15 protein-coding genes are annotated in these 19,457 nt (G+C 66.8%); 6 read left to right on the forward strand and 9 right to left on the reverse strand.

All coding sequences use genetic code 11. The features are described from left to right. The first annotated feature begins 231 nt into the window (after positions 1 to 231). The 5 genes from F3J43_RS07730 (at position 232) to F3J43_RS07750 (ending at position 5,520) form a co-directional block, all read left to right on the forward strand. The gene (locus F3J43_RS07730) at positions 232 to 1,248 is read left to right on the forward strand and encodes a WD40/YVTN/BNR-like repeat-containing protein (RefSeq protein ID WP_166884362.1); all 1,017 of its coding nucleotides are present in this window, start codon (positions 232 to 234) and stop codon (positions 1,246 to 1,248) included. Continuing rightward, positions 1,245 to 3,647 carry an efflux RND transporter permease subunit gene (locus F3J43_RS07735; RefSeq protein ID WP_166884364.1) on the forward strand — a complete coding sequence of 801 codons (2,403 nt, stop codon included), beginning with the start codon at positions 1,245 to 1,247 and terminating at the stop codon, positions 3,645 to 3,647. The genes F3J43_RS07730 and F3J43_RS07735 overlap by 4 nt, the downstream gene beginning before the upstream one ends. Positions 3,648 to 3,802: 155 nt before the next feature. Beyond that, entirely contained in the window at positions 3,803 to 4,093 is a 291-nt protein-coding gene (locus F3J43_RS07740) for a DUF5629 family protein (RefSeq protein WP_166884366.1), read from the forward strand. Further along, positions 4,059 to 5,189, forward strand: coding sequence for a lactonase family protein (locus F3J43_RS07745; RefSeq protein WP_166884368.1), 1,131 nt, complete (start codon positions 4,059 to 4,061; stop codon positions 5,187 to 5,189). The genes F3J43_RS07740 and F3J43_RS07745 overlap by 35 nt, the downstream gene beginning before the upstream one ends. 154 nt (positions 5,190 to 5,343) lie before the next feature. After that, a complete protein-coding gene (locus tag F3J43_RS07750) occupies positions 5,344 to 5,520 on the forward strand; it encodes a hypothetical protein (protein ID WP_166884370.1) in 177 nt (58 codons plus the stop codon). A gap of 151 nt (positions 5,521 to 5,671) precedes the next feature. Here F3J43_RS07750 and F3J43_RS07755 read toward each other — a convergent pair whose 3' ends face one another. The 3 genes from F3J43_RS07755 to F3J43_RS07765 are packed head-to-tail and all read right to left on the reverse strand — an operon-like array spanning position 5,672 to position 11,141. Continuing rightward, entirely contained in the window at positions 5,672 to 6,265 is a 594-nt protein-coding gene (locus F3J43_RS07755) for a glutathione S-transferase (RefSeq protein ID WP_166884373.1), read from the reverse strand. Beyond that, positions 6,262 to 9,906: an AAA family ATPase gene (locus F3J43_RS07760; RefSeq protein ID WP_166884375.1), complete on the reverse strand. Its 3,645-nt coding sequence runs from the start codon at positions 9,904 to 9,906 to the stop codon at positions 6,262 to 6,264. The genes F3J43_RS07755 and F3J43_RS07760 overlap by 4 nt, the downstream gene beginning before the upstream one ends. Beyond that, a complete protein-coding gene (locus tag F3J43_RS07765; RefSeq protein WP_166884377.1) occupies positions 9,903 to 11,141 on the reverse strand; it encodes an exonuclease SbcCD subunit D C-terminal domain-containing protein in 1,239 nt (412 codons plus the stop codon). The genes F3J43_RS07760 and F3J43_RS07765 overlap by 4 nt, the downstream gene beginning before the upstream one ends. 348 nt (positions 11,142 to 11,489) lie before the next feature. On the opposite strand from F3J43_RS07765, the gene F3J43_RS07770 reads away from it, so the two are divergent. Further along, the gene (locus F3J43_RS07770) at positions 11,490 to 11,909 is read left to right on the forward strand and encodes a DUF2628 domain-containing protein (RefSeq protein WP_166884379.1); all 420 of its coding nucleotides are present in this window, start codon (positions 11,490 to 11,492) and stop codon (positions 11,907 to 11,909) included. Between the two features lie 131 nt (positions 11,910 to 12,040). Here F3J43_RS07770 and F3J43_RS07775 read toward each other — a convergent pair whose 3' ends face one another. Genes F3J43_RS07775 through F3J43_RS07800 form a run of 6 tightly spaced genes read right to left on the reverse strand, consistent with a single transcriptional unit; the run spans position 12,041 to position 18,876 of the window. After that, a complete protein-coding gene (locus F3J43_RS07775; RefSeq protein WP_166884381.1) occupies positions 12,041 to 13,669 on the reverse strand; it encodes a BatD family protein in 1,629 nt (542 codons plus the stop codon). Beyond that, the gene (locus tag F3J43_RS07780) at positions 13,666 to 15,393 is read right to left on the reverse strand and encodes a tetratricopeptide repeat protein (protein WP_166884383.1); all 1,728 of its coding nucleotides are present in this window, start codon (positions 15,391 to 15,393) and stop codon (positions 13,666 to 13,668) included. Before F3J43_RS07780 ends, F3J43_RS07775 begins: the two co-directional genes overlap by 4 nt. Then, positions 15,390 to 16,466 (reverse strand): vWA domain-containing protein, encoded by a 1,077-nt coding sequence (locus F3J43_RS07785; RefSeq protein WP_166884385.1) that lies wholly within the window; start codon positions 16,464 to 16,466, stop codon positions 15,390 to 15,392. The genes F3J43_RS07780 and F3J43_RS07785 overlap by 4 nt, the downstream gene beginning before the upstream one ends. Continuing rightward, a complete protein-coding gene (locus F3J43_RS07790) occupies positions 16,459 to 16,953 on the reverse strand; it encodes a DUF4381 domain-containing protein (protein WP_166884387.1) in 495 nt (164 codons plus the stop codon). Before F3J43_RS07790 ends, F3J43_RS07785 begins: the two co-directional genes overlap by 8 nt. A 13-nt stretch (positions 16,954 to 16,966) precedes the next feature. Then, complete coding sequence (locus tag F3J43_RS07795; protein WP_166884390.1) at positions 16,967 to 17,911, reverse strand: DUF58 domain-containing protein; 945 nt, start codon at positions 17,909 to 17,911, stop codon at positions 16,967 to 16,969. A 5-nt stretch (positions 17,912 to 17,916) separates the two neighbouring features. Then, complete coding sequence (locus tag F3J43_RS07800; protein WP_166884392.1) at positions 17,917 to 18,876, reverse strand: AAA family ATPase; 960 nt, start codon at positions 18,874 to 18,876, stop codon at positions 17,917 to 17,919. Positions 18,877 to 19,457 lie beyond the last annotated feature (581 nt).

Genomic DNA, 19,457 nt, shown 5'->3' on the forward strand with positions numbered 1-19,457 from the left:
GCCAGCGCCCACAGCGTGCATGGTTCACTGTGGGAGCTGGCGAAGCCTGCGACGGGGTGCGCCGCGGCCCTTCTGTATTTGGCGGTTAACAAAACATAACGTCCCGCTCGTTGTGTTCTGTCGGACAATCCCGATAGCATGGCCCGAAGCTATTCCAGGCCTCTGGAACAGGGGTTTCGGCAGTACCTGGCAATAGATTGACCCACCACAAGAACACAACAGGGGGCAGTCATGAGGGAGCGGATTTCGCCACGTCGCCGGCTGGCGGCAGGTGCGATGCTGGCATTTGCGCTGGGCATCGGCGCCAGCGATGTCGAGGCGGCAGTGGCCGCCGACGCGTATTCGGTGGAGTCGGCCAAGGCCAGCCAGAGCCTGCTGATCGGCGCCAGCCATGCCGGTTCACGCCTGGTGGTGGTCGGCGACCGTGGCCACATTCTGTTCTCCGACGACCAGGGCAAGACCTGGACCCAGGCCCGGGTGCCGACCCGGCAACTGCTCACCGCGGTGTTCTTTCTCGACGACAAGCGCGGCTGGGCCGTCGGCCATGACGCGCAGATCCTCGCCAGTAACGATGGCGGTGCGACCTGGAGCAAGCAGTTCGAAGACCTCGCCCGCGAAGCCCCCTTGCTCGACGTCCGCTTCCTCGACCCGCAACACGGCTTTGCCGTCGGCGCCTATGGCGCGCTGCTGGAAACCACCGACGGCGGCCAGCATTGGCAGGATGTCGCCGAGCGCCTGGACAACCCCGACCAGTTGCACCTGAACGCCATCACCCAGGTCAAGGATGCCGGCCTGTTCATCGTCGGCGAGCAGGGCGGCATGTTCCGTTCCGCCGACAACGGCCAGACCTGGAGCAAACTCGCCGGCCCCTACGAGGGCTCGCTGTTCGGCGTGATCGGTACCGCCCAGCCGCGCACCGTGCTGGCCTACGGCCTGCGCGGCAACCTGTTCCGTTCCACCGATTTCGGCGACAGCTGGCAGCCCGTGGCGCTGCAGGCCGAGCGCGGCCCGTTGGAGTTCGGCCTGGCCGGGGCCACCCTGCTCGCGGACGGCAGCCTGGTGCTGGTCGGCAACGGCGGCAGCGTGCTGCGCAGCCATGATGACGGCCAGACCTTCAGCGTGCACAACCGTGCCGACCGCATCGCCCTGGCGGGTGTCAGCGCCCTGAGTGGCGGCGGTCTGCTGCTGGTCGGCCAGGGCGGCGTGCACCTGGCCGACGCCGATGGCCGCGAAGAGGTGCGCCCATGACCCGTCAGGAGAGCTTCGACATGCACCAGCAGCACCACAACGACAAGGCCACCCTGCTGGAGCGCCTGATCTTCAACAACCGCCCGGCGGTGATCGGCCTGTGCCTGCTGGTGAGTATCTTCCTGTTCTGGCAGGCCACGCAGATTCGGCCTTCCACCAGTTTCGAGAAGATGATTCCGTTGCAGCACCCGTTCATCGAACAGATGCTCGAACACCGCAACGACCTGGCCAACCTCGGCAATACCGTGCGCGTGTCGGTGGAGGCGACGCAAGGCGACATCTTCGACAAGGCCTACATGGAGACGCTGCGCCAGATCCATGACGAGGTGTTCTACCTCCCCGGTGTCGACCGCGCCGGCCTGAAGTCGCTGTGGAGCCCCAGCGTGCGCTGGAGCGAGGTCACCGAGGAGGGCTTCTCCGGCGGCGAGGTCATCCCCAATACCTACGATGGCTCCCAGGACAGCCTCGACACCCTGCGCGACAACGTGCTCAAGTCAGGCCAGGTCGGGCGCCTGGTGGCCAACAACTTCAAGTCCAGCATCGTCGACATCCCGTTGCTGGAGAGCTACCCCGACCCGCAGAACCCAGGGCGCCAGGTCAAGCTCGACTACCAGCAGTTCTCCCACCAGCTGGAAGAGAAGATCCGCGACAAGTTCCAGGCGCAGAACCCCCATGTGAAGATCCACATCATCGGCTTCGCCAAGAAGGTCGGCGACCTGATCGACGGGTTGGTGATGGTGGCGATGTTCTTCGGCGTGGCGCTGGTGATCACCTGGGCGCTGCTGTACTGGTTCACCTGGTGCATCCGCAGCACCATCGCCGTGCTGATCACCACCCTGGTGGCGGTGGTCTGGCAACTGGGGCTGATGCACGCGGTGGGCTTCGGCCTTGATCCGTATTCGATGCTGGTACCGTTCCTGATCTTCGCCATCGGCATTTCCCACGGGGTGCAGAAGATCAACGGCATCGCCCTGCAATCCAGCGACGCCGACAATGCCCTGACCGCCGCCCGGCGCACCTTCCGCCAGCTGTTCCTGCCGGGGATGATCGCCATCCTCGCCGATGCGGTGGGCTTCATCACCTTGCTGATCATCGACATCGGGGTGATTCGCGAACTGGCCATCGGCGCCTCGATCGGCGTGGCGGTGATCGTCTTCACCAACCTGATCCTGCTGCCGGTGGCGATCAGCTACGTCGGCATCAGCCAGAAGGCCGTCGCCCGCAGCAAGAAGGACGCCACCCGCGAACACCCGTTCTGGCGCCTGCTGGCCAACTTCGCCAGCCCCAAGGTGGCGCCGGTGTCGGTGTTGCTGGCGCTGCTGGCCTTCGCCGGCGGGCTCTGGTACAGCCAGAACCTGAAGATCGGCGACCTCGACCAGGGCGCCCCGGAACTGCGTCCGGACTCGCGCTACAACCAGGACAACCGCTTCATCATCAGCAACTACTCGACCAGCTCCGATGTGCTGGTGATCATGGTCAAGACCCCGGCCGAGCAGTGTTCGGTGTACTCGACCATGGCGCCGATCGACGAACTGATGTGGACCATGGACAACACCCCTGGGGTGCAGTCGACCATCTCCTTAGTGACCGTGTCCAAGCAGGTCATCAAGGGCATGAACGAGGGCAGCCTGAAGTGGGAGACCTTGTCGCGCAACCCGGACATCCTCAACAACTCCATCGCCCGCGCCGACGGCCTGTACAACGCCGACTGCTCGCTGGCGCCGGTGCTGGTGTTCCTCAACGACCACAAGGCCGAGACCCTGGAGCGAGTCACCGCCGCGGCCAAGGCTTTTGCCGACAGTCATGACAAGGATGGGCTGCAGTTCCTCCTGGCCGCCGGTAACGCGGGGATCGAGGCAGCCACCAACGAGGTGATCAAGTCGGCCGAGCTGACCATCCTGATCCTGGTCTACCTGTGCGTGGCGGCGATGTGCATGATCACCTTCCGCTCCTTCGCCGCGACGCTGTGCATCGTCCTGCCGCTGGTGCTGACCTCGGTGCTGGGCAACGCGCTGATGGCCTTCATGGGCATTGGCGTGAAGGTCGCCACCTTGCCGGTGGTGGCGCTGGGCGTGGGTATCGGCGTGGACTACGGCATCTACATCTACAGCCGCCTGGAGAGCTTCCTGCGCGCTGGCCTGCCGTTGCAGGAGGCCTACTACGAGACCCTGCGTTCCACCGGCAAGGCGGTGCTGTTCACCGGGCTGTGCCTGGCCATCGGCGTGTGTACCTGGATCTTCTCGGCGATCAAGTTCCAGGCCGACATGGGCCTGATGCTGACCTTCATGCTGCTGTGGAACATGTTCGGCGCGCTGTGGCTGCTGCCGGCGCTGGCGCGGTTCCTGATCAAGCCACAGAAGCTGGCGGGCAAGCAGGGCGGGTCGATCTTCGCCCATTGATGGGGCCTGGGAGCGGGTTTGCCCCGCGCTTGCCGGGCTGTCCCGGCGCGGGGCAAGCCCGCTCCCGCGTTCGCCATGGCTTGTACCCGTGTCCGACAGCCTGCGCGGTGGTCCCAACGGTTATAATGACGGCCTTTTTCTCCCAAGGTATCTTCATGACCACCCTCGCCACCGCCCTGGCAGCCTGCGACATGCTGCTGATCGACGGCCTGCACGCCTTCGACTTCACCTTCGACGACACCGGCCTGGTGATCGAATGCATGGACGGCCGCCAGTTGCGCCGCTGGAGCTTCACCCCCGAGCAGGTCGCCGCCGCCACAGGTGCCGGCGACGACTGGAGCCTCGTCGATGCCGATGGCGAGCATCGTCTAGTCTGTATGAGTGCTTTTCGCGCCCCAGACGAGGAAGACGATGAAGAGGACCTGGACCCACCTGCTGACCGCTAGCCTGATGACCTTGACACTCAACGCCCAGGCCGATGAGCTGCTGGTGGGCAGCTACACCGATGGCGCCAGCCAGGGCATCTACCGCTACGCCTTCGACCCGCACAGCGGCCAGATCGCCACGCCGGCCAGGCAGGTGGTCAAGAGCGTCAGCCCGTCGTGGCTGGTGCTGTCCGCCGACCAGCGCCTGCTGTTCGCCGTCAACGAAACCCCGAAGGGGCACGTCAGCAGCTTTTCGCTGGGTAGCCACGGCGAGATCACGCCGTTGAACCAGGTGGCCAGCCAGGGCGACGAGCCGACCCATGCCAGTCTCAGCCACGACCAGCGTTACCTGTTCGTCGCCAACTATTCGGTAGCCCCCGACCCGGGTGGCAGCCTGGTGGTGATCCCGATCGCCAGGGACGGCAAGCTCAAGCCGATGGTGCAGCAGGCCCGGCATGCGCCGAGCAAGGTCAATCCCGAACGTCAGGCCGGCGCCCACGTGCATGCGCTGGTGTCGGCGCCGGATGGCCGCCACCTGTACGCCTGCGACCTGGGGGCAGACAAGGTGTTCATCTACCGTTACGACGGCGCCAGCCCCGATCACCCACTGAGCCCGGCGATTCCGCCATCGGTGGCGCTGCCGCCCGGCAGTGGCCCGCGCCACCTGTTGTTCGACGCCAAGGGCCGGCATGCCTACCTGACCCTGGAAATGAGCGCCGAGGTGGTGATGTTCGACGTCCACGATGGCGCCCTCGACGAGCGTCAACGCCTGCCCTTGACCGATCGTCAGGACTCGGCGGCGAAGGCGGCGGGAGGGTTGCACCTGTCGGCCGACGGTCGTTTCCTGTATGTCAGCAATCGCGGTACCGCCAACGAGATCGTGGTGTATGCGGTCGACAAGGAGGATGGCCGGCTGACCTTGTTGCAGCGGCGTTCGGTAGAAGGGGATCACCCCCGAGAGTTCACCCTGGACCCTGAAGGCAACTTCCTGCTGGTGGCCAACCAGAAGAGCAACCAGATCGTGGTGATGCGCCGCGATCCGCGCAAGGGCACCCTTGGCGAGACGGTGCAGAAGTTCGAACAGCCGGCGCCGTCGGACCTCAAGTTCCTCGAATGATGCCAAGGGCGCCTGCAGGGCGATGCGCAACTATCGATGGCCGTGATATTGGCTACTGCCGCAATGAATTTTTGCTGGCGGATCGATCGGCGTAAGTTTTGACCCAAGCCCCCGACGGGCCAACGTCAAACCAACGAAGTCGAGGTCCGCCAACATGAACTTCAATCTCTTCCCAGTCATTGCCGCCTCTGCCATTTCCGCCTCTGTCGTGCTGCCCGCCCATGCCCAGATGGAGCAGAGTGGGAAATCGTCGGGCACCCACAGCTACACCCAGAAATACCTACAGCAGAGCGCGCATTTTCATGCGGCGCTGAGCAAGCATTCCCATTGAGTGTGTAAAGGCATTGGTAATAGCACAACGCCATATGATTTAATTTGACGCTATTTTTTTGACTCTCCGAAGGGGCAGAGCATGATGTGGCGTCTCACGGCGGTAGTGCTGTTACTGATGTCCGCGCCGATCCTGGCGCTGTGACAGTGTTTCACTTGGCCATGACGGCCTTGAACAAGGCCGAGTCCAGCCAGCCCTGCAACCAGCTCCGCAGTCGCGGATAAGCCGCCTCGGCGAACCACTGCGGTTCGACCCCGGCGAACTGGCGCATCAAGGGCAGCAAGGCGGCATCGGCCAGGCTTGGGTGGTCGGCGAACAGGTATGGCCGGCCAGCGAGCAAGCCTTCCAGTTCGGCGAGCCAGGTTTCGGCCTGGTGTCGATAGTGTTCCCGAGTATGTTCAGGGTAGCGCTCGGCGTACTTGTACAGGTTGACCTGCGCCTTGAACGTGCTGTCGTTGCGGGCAATCAGCGCCTCGGCCTGGCGCGCCGCGGCTGGATCGGCCAGCAGGCGCCAGTCTTCGGGGTCGTTGCGCTCGAGTGCCCAGCGCATGATGTCCAGGCTCTCCTCCAGCACCCCCTCACCGGTATCGAGTACCGGCACCGTGCCCTTGGGCGACAGCGCCAGCAGCTCGGCCGGCTTGTCCTTCATCTTCACTTCGACCACCTGCACCTCGCACCCGGCGTAGCGCAGCGCCAGGCGCGCGCGCATGGCCCAGGGGCAGCGGCGGAACGAATAGAGGATCACCCGGTCACCTCCACGTCGCTCAGGCCGTTGCCCTGGCGACGTACCTGGATCTGTACCGGGATCCGTTCGTGCATCTCCTGCACATGGGAAATCACCGCCACCTTGCGGCCTTGGGCCTGCAAGCCGTCGAGGGCGTCCATGGCCAGTTGCAGCGACTCAGGGTCGAGGCTGCCGAAGCCTTCATCGATGAACAGCGACTCGATGCGCAAGGTGCTCGAGGCCATCGACGCCAGGCCCAGGGCCAGGGCCAGCGACACCAGGAAGGTCTCGCCACCAGACAACGAGTGCACCGAGCGCAGCTCGTCGCCCATCTCGGTGTCCAGCACCAGCAGGCCCAGGGCACTGCCGCCGCGCTTGAGGCGATAACGCCTGGCCAGCTGACGCAACTGGCTGTTGGCGTGATGCAGCAGCAGGTCAAGGTTGTAGCCCTGGGCGATCTTGCGGAATACGTCGCCGGAGGCCGAACCGATCAGCGCGTTCAGGCGTGCCCAGCGTTGCCAGTGGCGGTAGGCCTGGTCGATCTGCTCGGCCAGGGCCTGGTGCGCCTGCTGGCGGTGTTGGTCGTCGGCCTGGCGGGCACGCAGTTCGGCGCAGTGTTGTTCCTGCTCGGCCAACTGTTGCTGGAGTGCGGCGAGGGCCTGCTCCAGATCGTCCTCCGGCAGCTCGCCGGGGGGCTGGGCGGCATGCTGCTGCAGGCGCTGCTCGCGCTCCTGCAACAGTACGCGGCCTTGTTCGATGGCTTTTTCCGCCGCCAGCAAGCGCTGGCGCAATGCTGCGAGCTGGGTGTCGTCGATGGCCAGCAGGCGGTCGAGGCCGGCGTCGTCCAGCTCAGGATGTTCGCTGCGCCATTGGGCGATCTCGCCCTGCAACTGCTGGTGCTCGTGCTCCAGTGCTTGCTGGCGCTGCTGGCTGGCCTTGAGCTCGCCGGCCAGCTGCACGGCTTGGGTGTGCAGCGCCTGTACTTGCTGGGCGGTGCTGGTTTCGGTGGCACGGGCCTGGTCCAGTTGCGCGTCCAGGTGCTGCTGCCAGGCTTCGGCGCTGGCCTGTTCGCCGAGCAGTTCGGTCAACGTGGCCTGGGTCTGCTGGCGTTGCTGGCTCAGTGCGGCGAACTTGTCCTGCAACTGCTGCTGGCCGTGCAGGCGCGTTTGCTGCTGGTCGTGCAGCTTGTCCAGCTGGGCCTGGCGCGCCTGTTGCTCTTCCAGCTCGTCCTTGCGCAGGTCGAGTTGCTGGCGGCGCTGGGCAATCTGCTGGTCGAGGCCGAGGAAGGCGTTGGCGGGGTCGTCGCGCAGGGCCTGGAGGATGGCCTCGGGCAGCACGCTGGCCAGGCCATCGAAGCTTTGCGCCAATTGCTGCTCATCGGCGGCCAGCGCCTGGTGCTGTTGGTCGAGGTGGCGCTGGGCCTGTTGCTGGGCCTCGCTGGCGGCCTGCAACTGCTGGCCGAGGCGGGCAGCGTCCTTTTGCAGGGCGAGCAGGGCGCCCTGGCGTTTCTCGTCGCGGTCGATTTCCTCGCCGAGGCGGCGCAGTTGCCCCTCGAGCCACTTGCCGCGGGCGTTGTCATCCTGCGGCGCGAGCGCCGGCCACAGGCTGTGGGCCTGGACCTGCTCGAGCAGCGCTTGCAACTGTTCGTTCAAGTGCTGCTGCTGTTGCTGGTAGTCCTTGAGCTGGGCATTGATCACGCCCAGCTGGGTGCGCAGTTCGACCAGCTTGCCGTTGAGCTGTTCGACCTGCTGTTGCGCCGCCTGCTCTTCGGCCTGGTCGTGGCGACCGAGGCTGTGCAGCAGCGCCTCGGGCTGGTGGAACGGATGCTCGGCGCTGCCACAGACCGGGCAAGGCTCGCCATCGCGCAGTTGGGCGCGCAGCTCCTCGACGCTGGTGTTGCGTGCCAGGCGCTGGCGCTCGAGCAACTGGCGGGTGAGGGTCAGTGCCTGTTCGGCGCTTTCCAGCTCGGTCTTGGCTGCGGTGCCTTCGCCGATCAGTCGCTGGCGTTGCTGCATGGCCTGCTGCTGGCGTTCGCGCAGGGCCTCGATGGCCTGGCGCAGTTCCAGCGCGCGGCCGTGCAGGCGCGATAACTCCTCGACGGCGCGTTGCTGCTTGCGGTTGTCCTGGAGCATGGCACCGAGCAGGTCGATCTGTTCGGCCAGTGCCTGGGGCTCGGCCCCGGCTTCGCGGAACAGCAGCTCGAAATGTTCGCGCTGGCTGTGCAACTGGGCGTTGGCCTGGCTGACCTGGGCCTGCAGGCCGGGCAATTCCTCGCGGCCTTGGCTCAGGCGGCCACCGATCAGCATCACCTGCTTGAGTTGCGGCAGGTAGGCCTGCCAGGCATCTGCCAGGCCGGCGAGGTGCTGGCTTTCGGCCAGGGCGCTGTCGATCTGGGCCAGTTGCTGCAGGCTGCGTTGCTGGTTGTCCGCCAACTGCTGCAATTGTTGCTGGCCGTCGTCGATTTCGTGCTTGGTCCGGGCACAGGCTTCGCCCTGTTCGGCCAGTTCCTTGTCGAGGCGGGCGAGGTCGCCCTGGGCAGCGAAAGCCTGGCGCAGGTGTGGCGCACTCTCGGAGTGCATGGCCTGGGACTGGGCCAGGTGCTGGCGGGCCGCTTCCAGGGCCTGCTGCAGCTGGTCGCTCTGTAGCTGCAGCTCGGTCTGCTGGCGCCGTTGCTGGTCGATGTCTGTCAGCACGGGCGTCAGTTGCGCGGCCAGGTGCTGTTGGCGGTGGAACTGGTGGCGCTGGGGCGCCAGGCGCTCCAGGCGCTGCAGGTCGACGCGCTGTTCGGCCAGTTGCTGCCAGTCGTGCTCGGCGGCTTGCAGGGCGGTGCTGGCCTCGTTGTGCTGGGCTTGCAGGTGGCGCTGCTGCTCGAGCCAGGTACGTTGCTGCTCCAGCTGGCGTTGGCGTGCCTGGCCGGTCTTGAATTGCTGCTGGGCCTGTTCCAGCGCCTGGTCGAGCGCGGCGCGGGCCTCATCGGCCATCGGCAGCAGGTGCTCGGCTTGTTTCTTAAGGTCGTTGTGCGCCTCGCCGGTCTCCCGGGCCTTGCTGAACGCGCGCTGGCCGAGGCGGGTGTAGATGGCGGTGTTGGTGAGCTTTTCCAGCAGCTCGCTGCGCTCTTTGTCGTCGGCCTTGAGGAAGGCGCCGAACTCGCTCTGGGCCAGCATCACCGCACGGGTGAACTGCTCGAAGTTCAGCCCCAGGCGTGCTTCGATCAGTTGCCGGTACTCGTTCTTGCCACTGCCCAGCAGTTGCTCGCCGTCGAGGTCGTAGAGACTCTGGCGGCTGTGCTGCAGCTTGCCGTTGGCCTTCTCGCGGGCACGGTTGGCCTCCCAGCGGGCGCGATAGCGATGCCCGTCGATGCCGACGAAATCCACCTCGGCGAAGCCGCTGCCGGTGCCCCGGCGCAACAGGTTGCGCGGGTCGGAGGTGGGAATCTCGCCGTCGGCGTCGGGCACCTTGGCTTCCCGGGCGATGTCGTTGAGCCGCGGCACATTGCCGAACAGCGCCAGGCACAAGGCGTCGAGCAGGGTGCTCTTGCCGGCACCGGTCGGCCCGGTGATGGCGAACAGGCCAGCGCTGGCCAGCGGTTCGGCGGTGAAGTCGATATCGATGGGGCCGGCGAGGGAGGCCAGGTTCTTCAGGCGGATGGCGAGAATCTTCATGGCTGTTCCTCTTCTTGCAGCACGTCTTGCAACAGCTCGGCAAAGTCGGCCAGCGCCTGCTCGTCGGCGGGGTTGCCATAGGCCTGCTCCCAGGCGCGGCCGAACAGGTCCTGGGGGGTGATCTGCGACAGTTCGACGAATGCCTGCTCGTCATCGTCCTCGCGGCCGCTGCCGGCGTATTCGGCGCTGATGCGCACCAGGCGCACGGCCTTGCCCTGCAGGGCGGTTTCGAGCTGCTGGCGCAGGTCGGGCTGCGGTTCGTCCAGGCGCACACGCACCTCCAGCCACGGCTGGCGGTTGGGGTCCTCGAGCAGGTCGACCATGGGCAGCTCGGCCAGTTGCACGAGCAACTCGGCCAGCGGTGCCGGGCCGAGTCGTTGCAAGGCCACGGCGCGGGGCACCAGGCGTGGCTCGACACTGACCAGTTCGCTGCCGTCGAATTCGACCTCGAGGACCTGGTGCGGGTAGTTGATCTCGGCGAACGACAGCGGGATCGGCGCGCCGCTGTAGCGGATGCGCTGTTCGCGGTTGACCTTCTGCGGCTTGTGCAGGTGGCCGAGGGCGACGTAGCCGATGGCCTTGTCGAACAGGCGCGCCGGCAGGGCTTCGGCATTGCCGATGATCAGGCTGCGCTCGGAGTCTTGCGAAATGCTGCCGCCGGCCATGTGCGCATGGCTCACGGCGATCAGCGCCTGGTCTTTCTTGCGCTTGGCCTGGGCGGCGCCGATCAGTTGTTCGTGCACCTGGGTGATGCCTTGCAGGTAGTCGTCGCCCAGCGTCGGGCCGGTGACCTCGGCCGGGCGCAGGAAGGGCAGGGCCAGGCACCAGGCGCTGACCTTGCCGCGGGCATTGGTCAGCGGAATCAGCAGGCGCTCGGTATCCAGCTGGCCCTCATCGAGCCAGTGCACGCGCCCCAGGGCGTGGGTGCGCAGGCGGCGCATCAGCGGCGCCGGCAGCTCGATGCGCGAGCCGGAATCGTGGTTGCCGGCGATCATCACGATATCCAGCTTGGGCTGCTGTTCGTGAGCCTGGACGATGAAGTCGTAGAGGCGCTCCTGGGCTTTGACCGGCGGGTTGACGGTGTCGAAGATGTCGCCGGCGATCAGCAGCGCGTCGGGCTGGCGCAGACGCAGCTGGCCGAGCAGCCAGTCGAGGAAGCAGGCATGTTCGAAGTCGCGTTCCTGGCCGTGCAGGCTCTGGCCCAGGTGCCAGTCGGAGGTGTGAAACAGACGCATGGTTGACCTGTTGGTTGTCGGGTCGAGCAAGCCGCCGGCGGTGCCGTGAACGGGCTCTGGGGAGGGTGCGTATGGTAACTCAAGTCGCGGCGCGGGATCGGCGCCGACACATCTGGCTTGTTCGATATCCGTCCCGATGGTTAAATATTTTGAAACAAGGATGTTTCATGAAGCCCCCCGCAGATCTTCTCTCTTCGCCACCTCGGCCAATGTCCCAGCGGACCCTGTCGTCCGGGGCGCGCTTGCGCGCGGGGAAACTTCATTTGCCGAACGGATGACGCCAGGAGGCCTTTATCCGCGGCGCACCGGTACACAGTCGTACTGAAAAAGCCCATTTAAGGAACGAAAATGGACAGCATTTCTGTCAGCAAGACCGACCTGACCCGCTACAAACCCAAATGGCAGGAGCGCTTTGCGTTCTTCGAGCAGAACGGCGGCCCTCGCGATCCGCGTTTCCGCCAGGCCTTCAAGGCGTTGTCGCTGGGCAAGCGCATGCTGATCAACATGAACTGGATCGCATTCTTCTTCGGCCCGATCTACCTGTTCGTGCTCGGTCTGTGGAAGAAAAACCTGGCGCTGCTGGGTATTTCCCTGGCGGTGGGTATCGTGCTCGGCTTCTATGAGGGTTTCACCGGCCATGACCTGCCCCGTGCCGTGGACACTGGCGTGAACTGCGGCCTGGCGGCGCTCTGGGCCAGCGTGACCAACTACGCCTACTACCTCAAGGAACTGAAGGGCCAGCAAGGCTGGAACCCGTTCGAGAAGTGATCCAGGCGTAGGATTTCGCAACCCGCAAGTGCTGGCGTGATCCTTGTAGGCGCCGGCCTTTTCGGCTGACACCGGCGTCGCCGGTGTCATGTTGCGTGTCGCTTGCCCGGGTGAAATCTCGGGCAAGCGCTTCACTTCGGATACAGTGGCGGCAGGTTGCCGGTCTCCCCGGCCGGTGCCAGCACCTGTTCGGCAGGCGGAATCGCCCCGATTGCCCGCCACAGTTCATCACCGTGCCAATACTGGCCGCTCTCGCTGTACAACGCCCCGTTCAAACCATCCAGTGCATCCGACAAGGGTACGAAGCGCGCGGCCATCTCGGCCAGCGTCTCCGGCTGCTGGCGCGCCCAGGCGTCGAGGGCCTGGCGGGTCGCCTGCGGGTCGTTGGCCTGGCAGGCGCGCTTGAGATCGTCGAGCAGGGTGCGCGGGCTCGGGCCGCTCTGCGCCGCGCGCAACACCGCCGGTTGCGAGCGTGCCCGCCACCACAGGGCGAAGCCGGCCAGGGTGGTCAGGGCGAGCAACAGCGTCGCCAGTTGCCATGGCCAGAGCAGGGCGGCGCTGGCACTGCTGTCGCTGGCCGGCGTGTCGGCGCTCAGGGCCGGATTGTCGGCAACGTTCAGGGTGCGCGCCGGCAGGCTGCTCTGCTCCAGGTGATCCTCGCGGGTGTTCCACCAGGTGACTTCCAGCGCCGGCAAGGCCAACTCGCCGCTGTGGGTGGGTACCAGTGCCTCGCGTTCCTCGCGATTGGCGATCATGCCGCGCTCGCCGATTTCGTTGCGCAGCAGCGGCTGGTCGGGATAGCGGCGCAGGCCCAGCGCTTCGGTGGCCGGCAGTGGTGGCAACTGGGTGCTCGACAGCCCCTCGGCACGCAGGGTGATGTTGCGGGTCAGCGAGTCGCCGATCTGTGTCGGCTGGCTGGCCGGGTCGGGATTCCAGTGCTCTTCCAGGGTCAGGCTGCGCGCTGGCAGCCAGGGGCGGTCGCTTGGGTAGCTGGCCGGGATCGGCTTGACCGTCAGGCGCAACGGCTGCGAGCGCACCTGCACCTGGCGCCCGACCCGCGGGGTACCGGCCGGCTGTTCGCCATTGTCGGCGGCGGTGGCGGTGAAGTTCAGCGGCGGGATTTCCAGGCTGCCGCTTTGCTGTGGGTAGATCGCGTAGCGGGTCTCGATCACCCCGTGGCGCACGCCGTTGATTTCCTTCTCGTAGGTACGCGACTCGCCCAGCGGATCGACCTTGGCGTTCTCCAGCTGCAACGGGCTGAGGCTGCTGTCGTCGTACAGCGCCACCGAGTGGTAGATGCGCAGGGTCAGCACGGCCTGGGCCTGGACATAGACCTCGTTGCTGTCGAGGCTGGCTTCGATGAACACCTGCGAGGCGATGTCCGGGCGTTGGCTGTCGGCCTGCTGCACCTGCAGCTCGATGGGCTGGCTGCGCGCCTGGCCCAGTTGCAGCTCGGGAATCTGCAGGCTGCCGCTGCGCCGTGGCAGCAGGGTGACGATCCAGCGCGTGCTGGCGCGGGTCTCGCCATCGAGGCTGTGCAGGCTGTTGAGCTGGCGTGTGCCGCGCACCTCGAAGTCGGTCTCGAGGGCGCGCAGGTCGGGCTTGCCGAACTGGGTCACGTCCTGGCTCTCGAGGGTCAGCTCGAGGGTTTCACCGGCTTGCAGGCGCGTGCGGTCGACGCTGGCTTGCAGGGTGGTGGGGTCGGCCAGGGCCGCGAGGCTCCACAGCAGGCCAAGGAGAAAGACGCCGAGGCGACTCATCGTGGGGTTTCCTGATGCAATTGCTGTTCATACCAGAATTTGCGCCGCAGCAGCTCCGCCGGGTTGTCGGGGATCTCTCGCAGCCACTGTTCCAGGGCCTGGCGCTGTTCGGCGTCGAGGCTGGTGGAGAGCGGCCGCTGGGGCGGCTGGGTCACGCTGTCGTCATCGCCGCCGGCATTGCCGGGCGGTGCCTGGGTACTGCCGGTGCTGTTGTCGTCGGGCTGTTCGGCCTGGGCCTGTTCGTCGTTGCCTGGAGTGCCCTGGGCCGGGTTGCTGGGCGAGCTGCTGTTACCGTCGCTGTCGTTGCCGGGCGTGCCCTGGGCGTCGGCCTCGGCCGGTTTTTCCTCGGCCTCGGCCTTGGCCTGGCGTTGTTGCAGCAGTTGCTGGACCAGGGCCTGGTTGTCCAGTGCCGGCTTGAGGTCGGGCTGGCGCTCCAGCGCCTGCTCGTAGGCATCCAGGGCCGCTTCCAGCTCGCCGGCGCGGGCCAGGGCATTGCCTCGATTGTAGTGGGCGGCGGCGCTGTTGCCCTGGGCGAAGGCGGCGGCGGCGCCTTCGAAGTCGCCGGCCTGGTACAGCGCCAGGCCGCGCCACTGGGGGTCGTCGAAGTGGCGCGCGGCGGCGGCCGGCTGCTGGCGCTGCAACAGGCGCTGGCCCTGCTGGTCGGGGCGCAGCCACAGGTCGTTGAACTCGAAGGCCTGGCTGGGTTGCGGCAGGCAGAACAACAGCGCCAGGCAGAATAGCCAGCCGCGGCGGCCGGCGCAGGCCGCCAGCAGCAACAGCGGCAGCAGCAGCCAGTAGCCCTGGTCGGCCCAGCTGTCCAGTTGCACGCTCTGGCCGTTGTCGCGCAGCAGGCGCGGGTTGTCGAACAGGCCCAGGCCGCGCAGGTCGAGGTCGTCGATGCGGGCATGGCGATAGCGCCCGCCGGTGCCGCCGATGAAGGCCTTGAGCGAGGCGCTGTCCAGGCGTGGCAGGAGGATGCCGCCCTGGGCGTCCTTGAGGTATTCACCGTTGGCTTGGCGCACCGGCGCGCCTTCGGCGCTGCCGATACCCAGCATCAGCAGGCTCGGGCCATGGCGGCCGAGGGCCTGGAGAATGCCTTGGCGCTCCTGTTCGCTCAGCGACGAGCCGATCAGCAGCAGCCGACCCTGGCCTAGGCCGCTCTGGGCCAGCAACGCCAGGCCCTTCTGCACGGCCAGGTCGGCGCGCTGGCCGGGTTGCGGCATGATCGACGGGTCGACGGCCTCGAGCAGGTTGCGCGTGGTGCCCAGGTCGTCCGACAGCGGCACCAGGGTATGTGCGCTGCCGGCATAGACCACCAGCGCGGTCTGGCTGTCGCTGCGGTGCTCGAGCAGGTCGAGGATCTTGCGCCGGGCCTGCTCCAGGCGATTGGGCGTGCTGTCCTCGGCGAGCATTTGCGGGGTCAGTTCGAGCAGGATCACCAACGGATCGGCCGGACGCTGGCGGGTTTCCTCCAGGCGCTGCCAACTGGGCCCGAGCAGGGCCAGCAGCACCAGCAACCAGGCCAGGCCCAGGGCGATCCACGGCAGCTTGCTGGTGCTGCCGTTGCCGCCGCCGAGCAGCACGGCGTGGAACTGCGGCGGCAGGATCAGTTGCCAGCGTCCGGCGCGCTTGCGCCGGTGCCAGAGCTTGAACAGCAGCCAGCCGAGCAGCGGCAGCACCAGCAGCCACAGGGGACGCAGCCATTGCGGCCAGAAATCGATCATCGCCGCTTCCTCAGGCGCAGGCGTTTGAGGCGCTCGCGCCATTCCGGGTGGGGCTGCAGGAAGCGCGGCTTGCGCAGCAGGCGCTGCAGCAGGTTGTCCGGCCATTGCACGGCCACCACCAGCAGCACGCTGAGCAGCAGCGCCAGGGCCAGTGGCCAGGCGTACAGCTCGGTGGCGGTACGCGCCTGGGTCGGTTGCTGGGCCACCGGCTCGAGATGGTCGAGGGTGTCGCCGATGCGATCGAGCTCGGCGCCGTCATGGGCGCGGAAGTAGCTGCCGTGGGTGATGTCGGCGATTTCCTTGAGCGCGGCTTCGTCCAGGTCCAGGCTCGGGTTCAGCCCGAGCAGGCCCGGGGTGCCGCTGTCCTCGGGGTTGGCGCCGATGCCGATGGTGTAGATGCGCACGCCTTCCTGGGCGGCCAGGCGCGCGGCGGTCAGCGGGTGGATCTGCCCGCCGTTGTTGGCGCCGTCGGTGATCAGGATCAGCACCCGGCTCTGCGCCGGACGCTGGCGCAGGCGCTTGACCGCCAGGCCGATGGCGTCGCCGATGGCAGTGTTCTTGCCGGCGATGCCGATCTGCGCTTGGTCGAGGAAGGTGCGCACGGTGCGCCGGTCGAAGGTCAGCGGCGCCTGCAGGTAGGCCTGGCTGCCGAACAGGATCAGGCCGACGCGGTCGCCCTGGCGATCCTGGAGAAAGTCGCCCATCAGCGCCTTGACCAGTTCCAGGCGGCTGATCTCGTCGCCTTGCCATTGCATGTCGGGGAAGTCCATGGACCCGGACACATCCACCGCCACCAGCAGGTCACGGCCGCTGGCCGCCACCGGTACAGGATCGCCCAGCCATTGCGGGCGGGCGGCAGCGAGCAGCAGGAGCAGCCAGATGACGATGAACGGCGCCTGCTGGCGCCAGGTCGGCAGGTTCAGCCGTGCGCGGCGCCCGGCCAGGCCTTCGAGCTCGTCGAGAAAACCGACCTTGAGCACCGGCTCGCCGCTGTCGGCGGCGGGCAGCAGCAGGCGCGCCAGCCAGGGCAGCGGCAGCAGGGCGAAGAGCCACGGCCAGGCCAGTTCAAACATGTTTGCGGATCCAGGTTTCGACCGCCTGGGCGAGCCCGGCGATGGCCTTGTCGTCGAGTTTGCACTCGGGCTTGTAGGCGCCCTCGACCAGCACCATCCAGCGGGTCAGGCCGGCGGCCGGACAGCGGTTGTCGAGAAACGCCAGCCATTGGCGGCCGTTGAGGGTATGGCTGTTGGCGCCGGGGTAGTGGATGCGGCACAGACGCTTGAGCAGGGCGTTGATCTGCTGCAGCCAGGCGCCGGCCGGTGCGTTGTCGTAGGGGCGCGGCAGGCGCGCCAGTTCGGCCAGCGCCTCGAGTCGCACCGGGTCCAGCGGCTGTTCGGCACGTATCACCCGGGCTTTGCGCGGGCGCCAGCGGCTCAGGCGCCACAGGCCCCAGCCAAGCAGCGGCAGCAGGGCCAGCAGCAGCCACCAGCCCGGTGCCGGTGGCCACAGGCCGATCGCTGGCGGGGCGATCAGCGGTTGCAACTGATCGAGGGTGTTCATCGGTCGCGACCTATCATGACGCGCTCCGTGGACGCTGGGCGTTCAGGTACTCGCGCAGTTGCTCGATCATGTCGCTCTGGGTGCTCAGCGGCATCAGCACCACCCGCAGTTTCTGCGCCAGCAGTTCCCAGCGCTCGATGCGCGCCTCGGCCTGTTCGCGGTAGGCCTGGCGCAGGCCGGCGTCGAGGGTATCGAGCTCCAGTTGCGCGCCACGCTGGGCGAAACGCAGCAGGCCGGCAGCGGGCAGGGCATGGTCGAGGGGGTCGCTGACGGGCATCAGCAGCACGTCGCAATGGCGTGACAGCATCGCCAGGTGCTGCTCGACACTGGCGCCGAGGGCGCGCTCGTCGCAGATGACGATGGCCAGGCTGCCCGGGCGCAGCACCTCGCGTGCCCGGCGCAGGGCCAGGCCGAGGCTGTCGGCCTGCGGCGGGGCCTCGGTGTGCAGCGCCTGGTTGATCCGCGCCAGGCGGTTGAGCAACTGCAACAGGCTCTGCTTGCTGCGCCGCGGCTTGATCTCGTGGTGTTCGTTGTCGCCGAACACCAGCCCGCCGATGCGGTCGTTGTGGCCCAGCGCGGCCCAGCCGAACAGCGCCGCAGCCTGGGCCGCGAGCACCGACTTGAACATCAGGCCCGAACCGAAGAACAGTCGCTGGCTCTGCTCGACCATGATGAAGATCGGCCGTTCGCGCTCCTCGTGGAACAGCTTGGTGTGCGGCTCCTGGGTGCGCGCGGTGACGCGCCAGTCGATGTTGCGCACATCGTCGCCGGCCTGGTACACGCGCACCTGGTCGAAATCCACACCGCGCCCACGCAGGCGCGAGTGGTGCAGGCCGACCAGCGGGCTGCGCTGGCCAGGGCTGGAGAACAGCTGGATCTCGCGCACGCGGTGACGCATGTCGATCAGCTCGGCCAGGCCGATGCGGATGCCGGGTTCGGCCAGGTGCGCGGTGGGCATGGGCGTCAGGCGACGGCGACGACGTCGAGGATGCGCTGGACCACGCGGTCCTGGTCGACCCCCGCGGCCTCGGCCTCGAACGAGAGGATGATGCGGTGGCGCAGCACGTCGAACAGCACCGCCTGGATGTCCTCGGGGCTGACGAAGTCGCGCCCGGCCAGCCAGGCATGGGCGCGCGAGCAGCGGTCCAGGGCGATCGAGCCGCGCGGGCTGGCGCCGTAGGCGATCCAGTCGGCCAGCTCGCTGTCGAACTTGGCCGGGGTGCGGGTGGCCATCACCAACTGCACCAGGTACTCCTCCACAGCATCGGCCATGTACAGGCCAAGGATCTCCTTGCGCGCGGCGAAGATCGCCTGCTGGCTGACCCGGCGCTCGGGCTTCACCTCGCCACCGAGGGCCTCGCCGCGGGCCTGCAGGAGGATGCGCCGCTCCACCGCGGCGTCGGGGAAGCCGATTTTCACGTGCATGAGGAAGCGGTCGAGCTGGGCCTCGGGCAGCGGGTAGGTGCCTTCCTGTTCGATCGGGTTCTGCGTGGCCATCACCAGGAACAGCGGCGACAGCTCGTAGGTGCTGCGCCCGACGCTGACCTGGCGCTCGGCCATGGCCTCGAGCAGGGCGGACTGGACCTTGGCTGGCGCACGGTTGATTTCGTCGGCCAGCACCAGGTTGTGGAAGATCGGCCCCTGCTGGAACACGAAGCTGCCGGTTTCCGGGCGGTAGATCTCGGTGCCGGTGATGTCGGCGGGCAGCAGGTCGGGGGTGAACTGGATGCGATGGAACTGCGCCTCGATGCCTTCGGCGAGCTCCTTGATGGCCTTGGTCTTGGCCAGGCCCGGGGCGCCTTCGACCAGCATGTGGCCGTCGGCCAGGAGCACGATCAACAGGCGCTCGACCAGTTTCTCCTGGCCGAGGATCTGGGAAGAGAGAAAGGTGCGCAGCGCGATTAGCGCCTCACGGTGTTCCATCGTCGACGGTTCCTGGGAATGAGCCGGCGCAAACGGGTGGAAGCGACTGCCGGGCAAGGGCTGATACTTTAATCCATCCGGGGGGGCGGGGACCAATGGAGGTTTGCAAAATTCGTGTAAAGCAGGGGTGGGTGTTCGGCGAAAGTCTTGCAGCGCCCTTCAGATCGAGCGCCGCCCGCGCGGCGCATCGCAGGCTTCGCCTGCTCCCACATTTGTTTCTGGCCAGTTATGTCTGGGAGGGTAGCGCTGTTCGCCTTGTGGGCACGATGCGAATTTGGTGTGAACGAAACAGCCACACCGCCTGACGAAAGACAAGCGCCAAGGCGGGCACCACCTCTGTTGCAGGCATACCCCGCCCGACACAGATGTGGGAGCAGGCGAAGCCTGCGATGCGCCGCGCGGGCGGCGCTCGATCTAAGGATTTTCCGGACAAGTTACCCACCAGCCGGAAATGGACTGCTTGGAGATGCCGAAACCCCCGATTTTCAGCCGCTGATTATTGGAAAACCAAGGCATAGCCTTGGTTTTCTGCCCTCACGCGCGCACCTCTCCCGCAGTAGACAATAATTGCCGGCGCACCA

The sequence above is a fragment of the Pantoea sp. Cy-639 genome, from assembly GCF_011752525.1.
In the GTDB taxonomy this organism is placed as follows: domain Bacteria; phylum Pseudomonadota; class Gammaproteobacteria; order Pseudomonadales; family Pseudomonadaceae; genus Aquipseudomonas.

Bases quoted from the DNA above. Each gene is read 5' to 3' on its own strand.
- F3J43_RS07800 (WP_166884392.1), bottom strand. From the start codon at position 18,876: ATGGAACACCGTGAGGCGCTAATCGCGCTGCGCACCTTTCTCTCTTCC.
- F3J43_RS07770 (WP_166884379.1), top strand. From the start codon at position 11,490: ATGGACAGCATTTCTGTCAGCAAGACCGACCTGACCCGCTACAAACCC.
- F3J43_RS07775 (WP_166884381.1), bottom strand. From the start codon at position 13,669: ATGAGTCGCCTCGGCGTCTTTCTCCTTGGCCTGCTGTGGAGCCTCGCG.
- F3J43_RS07785 (WP_166884385.1), bottom strand. From the start codon at position 16,466: ATGTTTGAACTGGCCTGGCCGTGGCTCTTCGCCCTGCTGCCGCTGCCC.
- F3J43_RS07790 (WP_166884387.1), bottom strand. From the start codon at position 16,953: ATGAACACCCTCGATCAGTTGCAACCGCTGATCGCCCCGCCAGCGATC.
- F3J43_RS07750 (WP_166884370.1), top strand. From the start codon at position 5,344: ATGAACTTCAATCTCTTCCCAGTCATTGCCGCCTCTGCCATTTCCGCC.
- F3J43_RS07765 (WP_166884377.1), bottom strand. From the start codon at position 11,141: ATGCGTCTGTTTCACACCTCCGACTGGCACCTGGGCCAGAGCCTGCAC.
- F3J43_RS07760 (WP_166884375.1), bottom strand. From the start codon at position 9,906: ATGAAGATTCTCGCCATCCGCCTGAAGAACCTGGCCTCCCTCGCCGGC.
- F3J43_RS07780 (WP_166884383.1), bottom strand. From the start codon at position 15,393: ATGATCGATTTCTGGCCGCAATGGCTGCGTCCCCTGTGGCTGCTGGTG.
- F3J43_RS07735 (WP_166884364.1), top strand. From the start codon at position 1,245: ATGACCCGTCAGGAGAGCTTCGACATGCACCAGCAGCACCACAACGAC.
- F3J43_RS07795 (WP_166884390.1), bottom strand. From the start codon at position 17,911: ATGCCCACCGCGCACCTGGCCGAACCCGGCATCCGCATCGGCCTGGCC.
- F3J43_RS07740 (WP_166884366.1), top strand. From the start codon at position 3,803: ATGACCACCCTCGCCACCGCCCTGGCAGCCTGCGACATGCTGCTGATC.
- F3J43_RS07730 (WP_166884362.1), top strand. From the start codon at position 232: ATGAGGGAGCGGATTTCGCCACGTCGCCGGCTGGCGGCAGGTGCGATG.
- F3J43_RS07745 (WP_166884368.1), top strand. From the start codon at position 4,059: ATGAAGAGGACCTGGACCCACCTGCTGACCGCTAGCCTGATGACCTTG.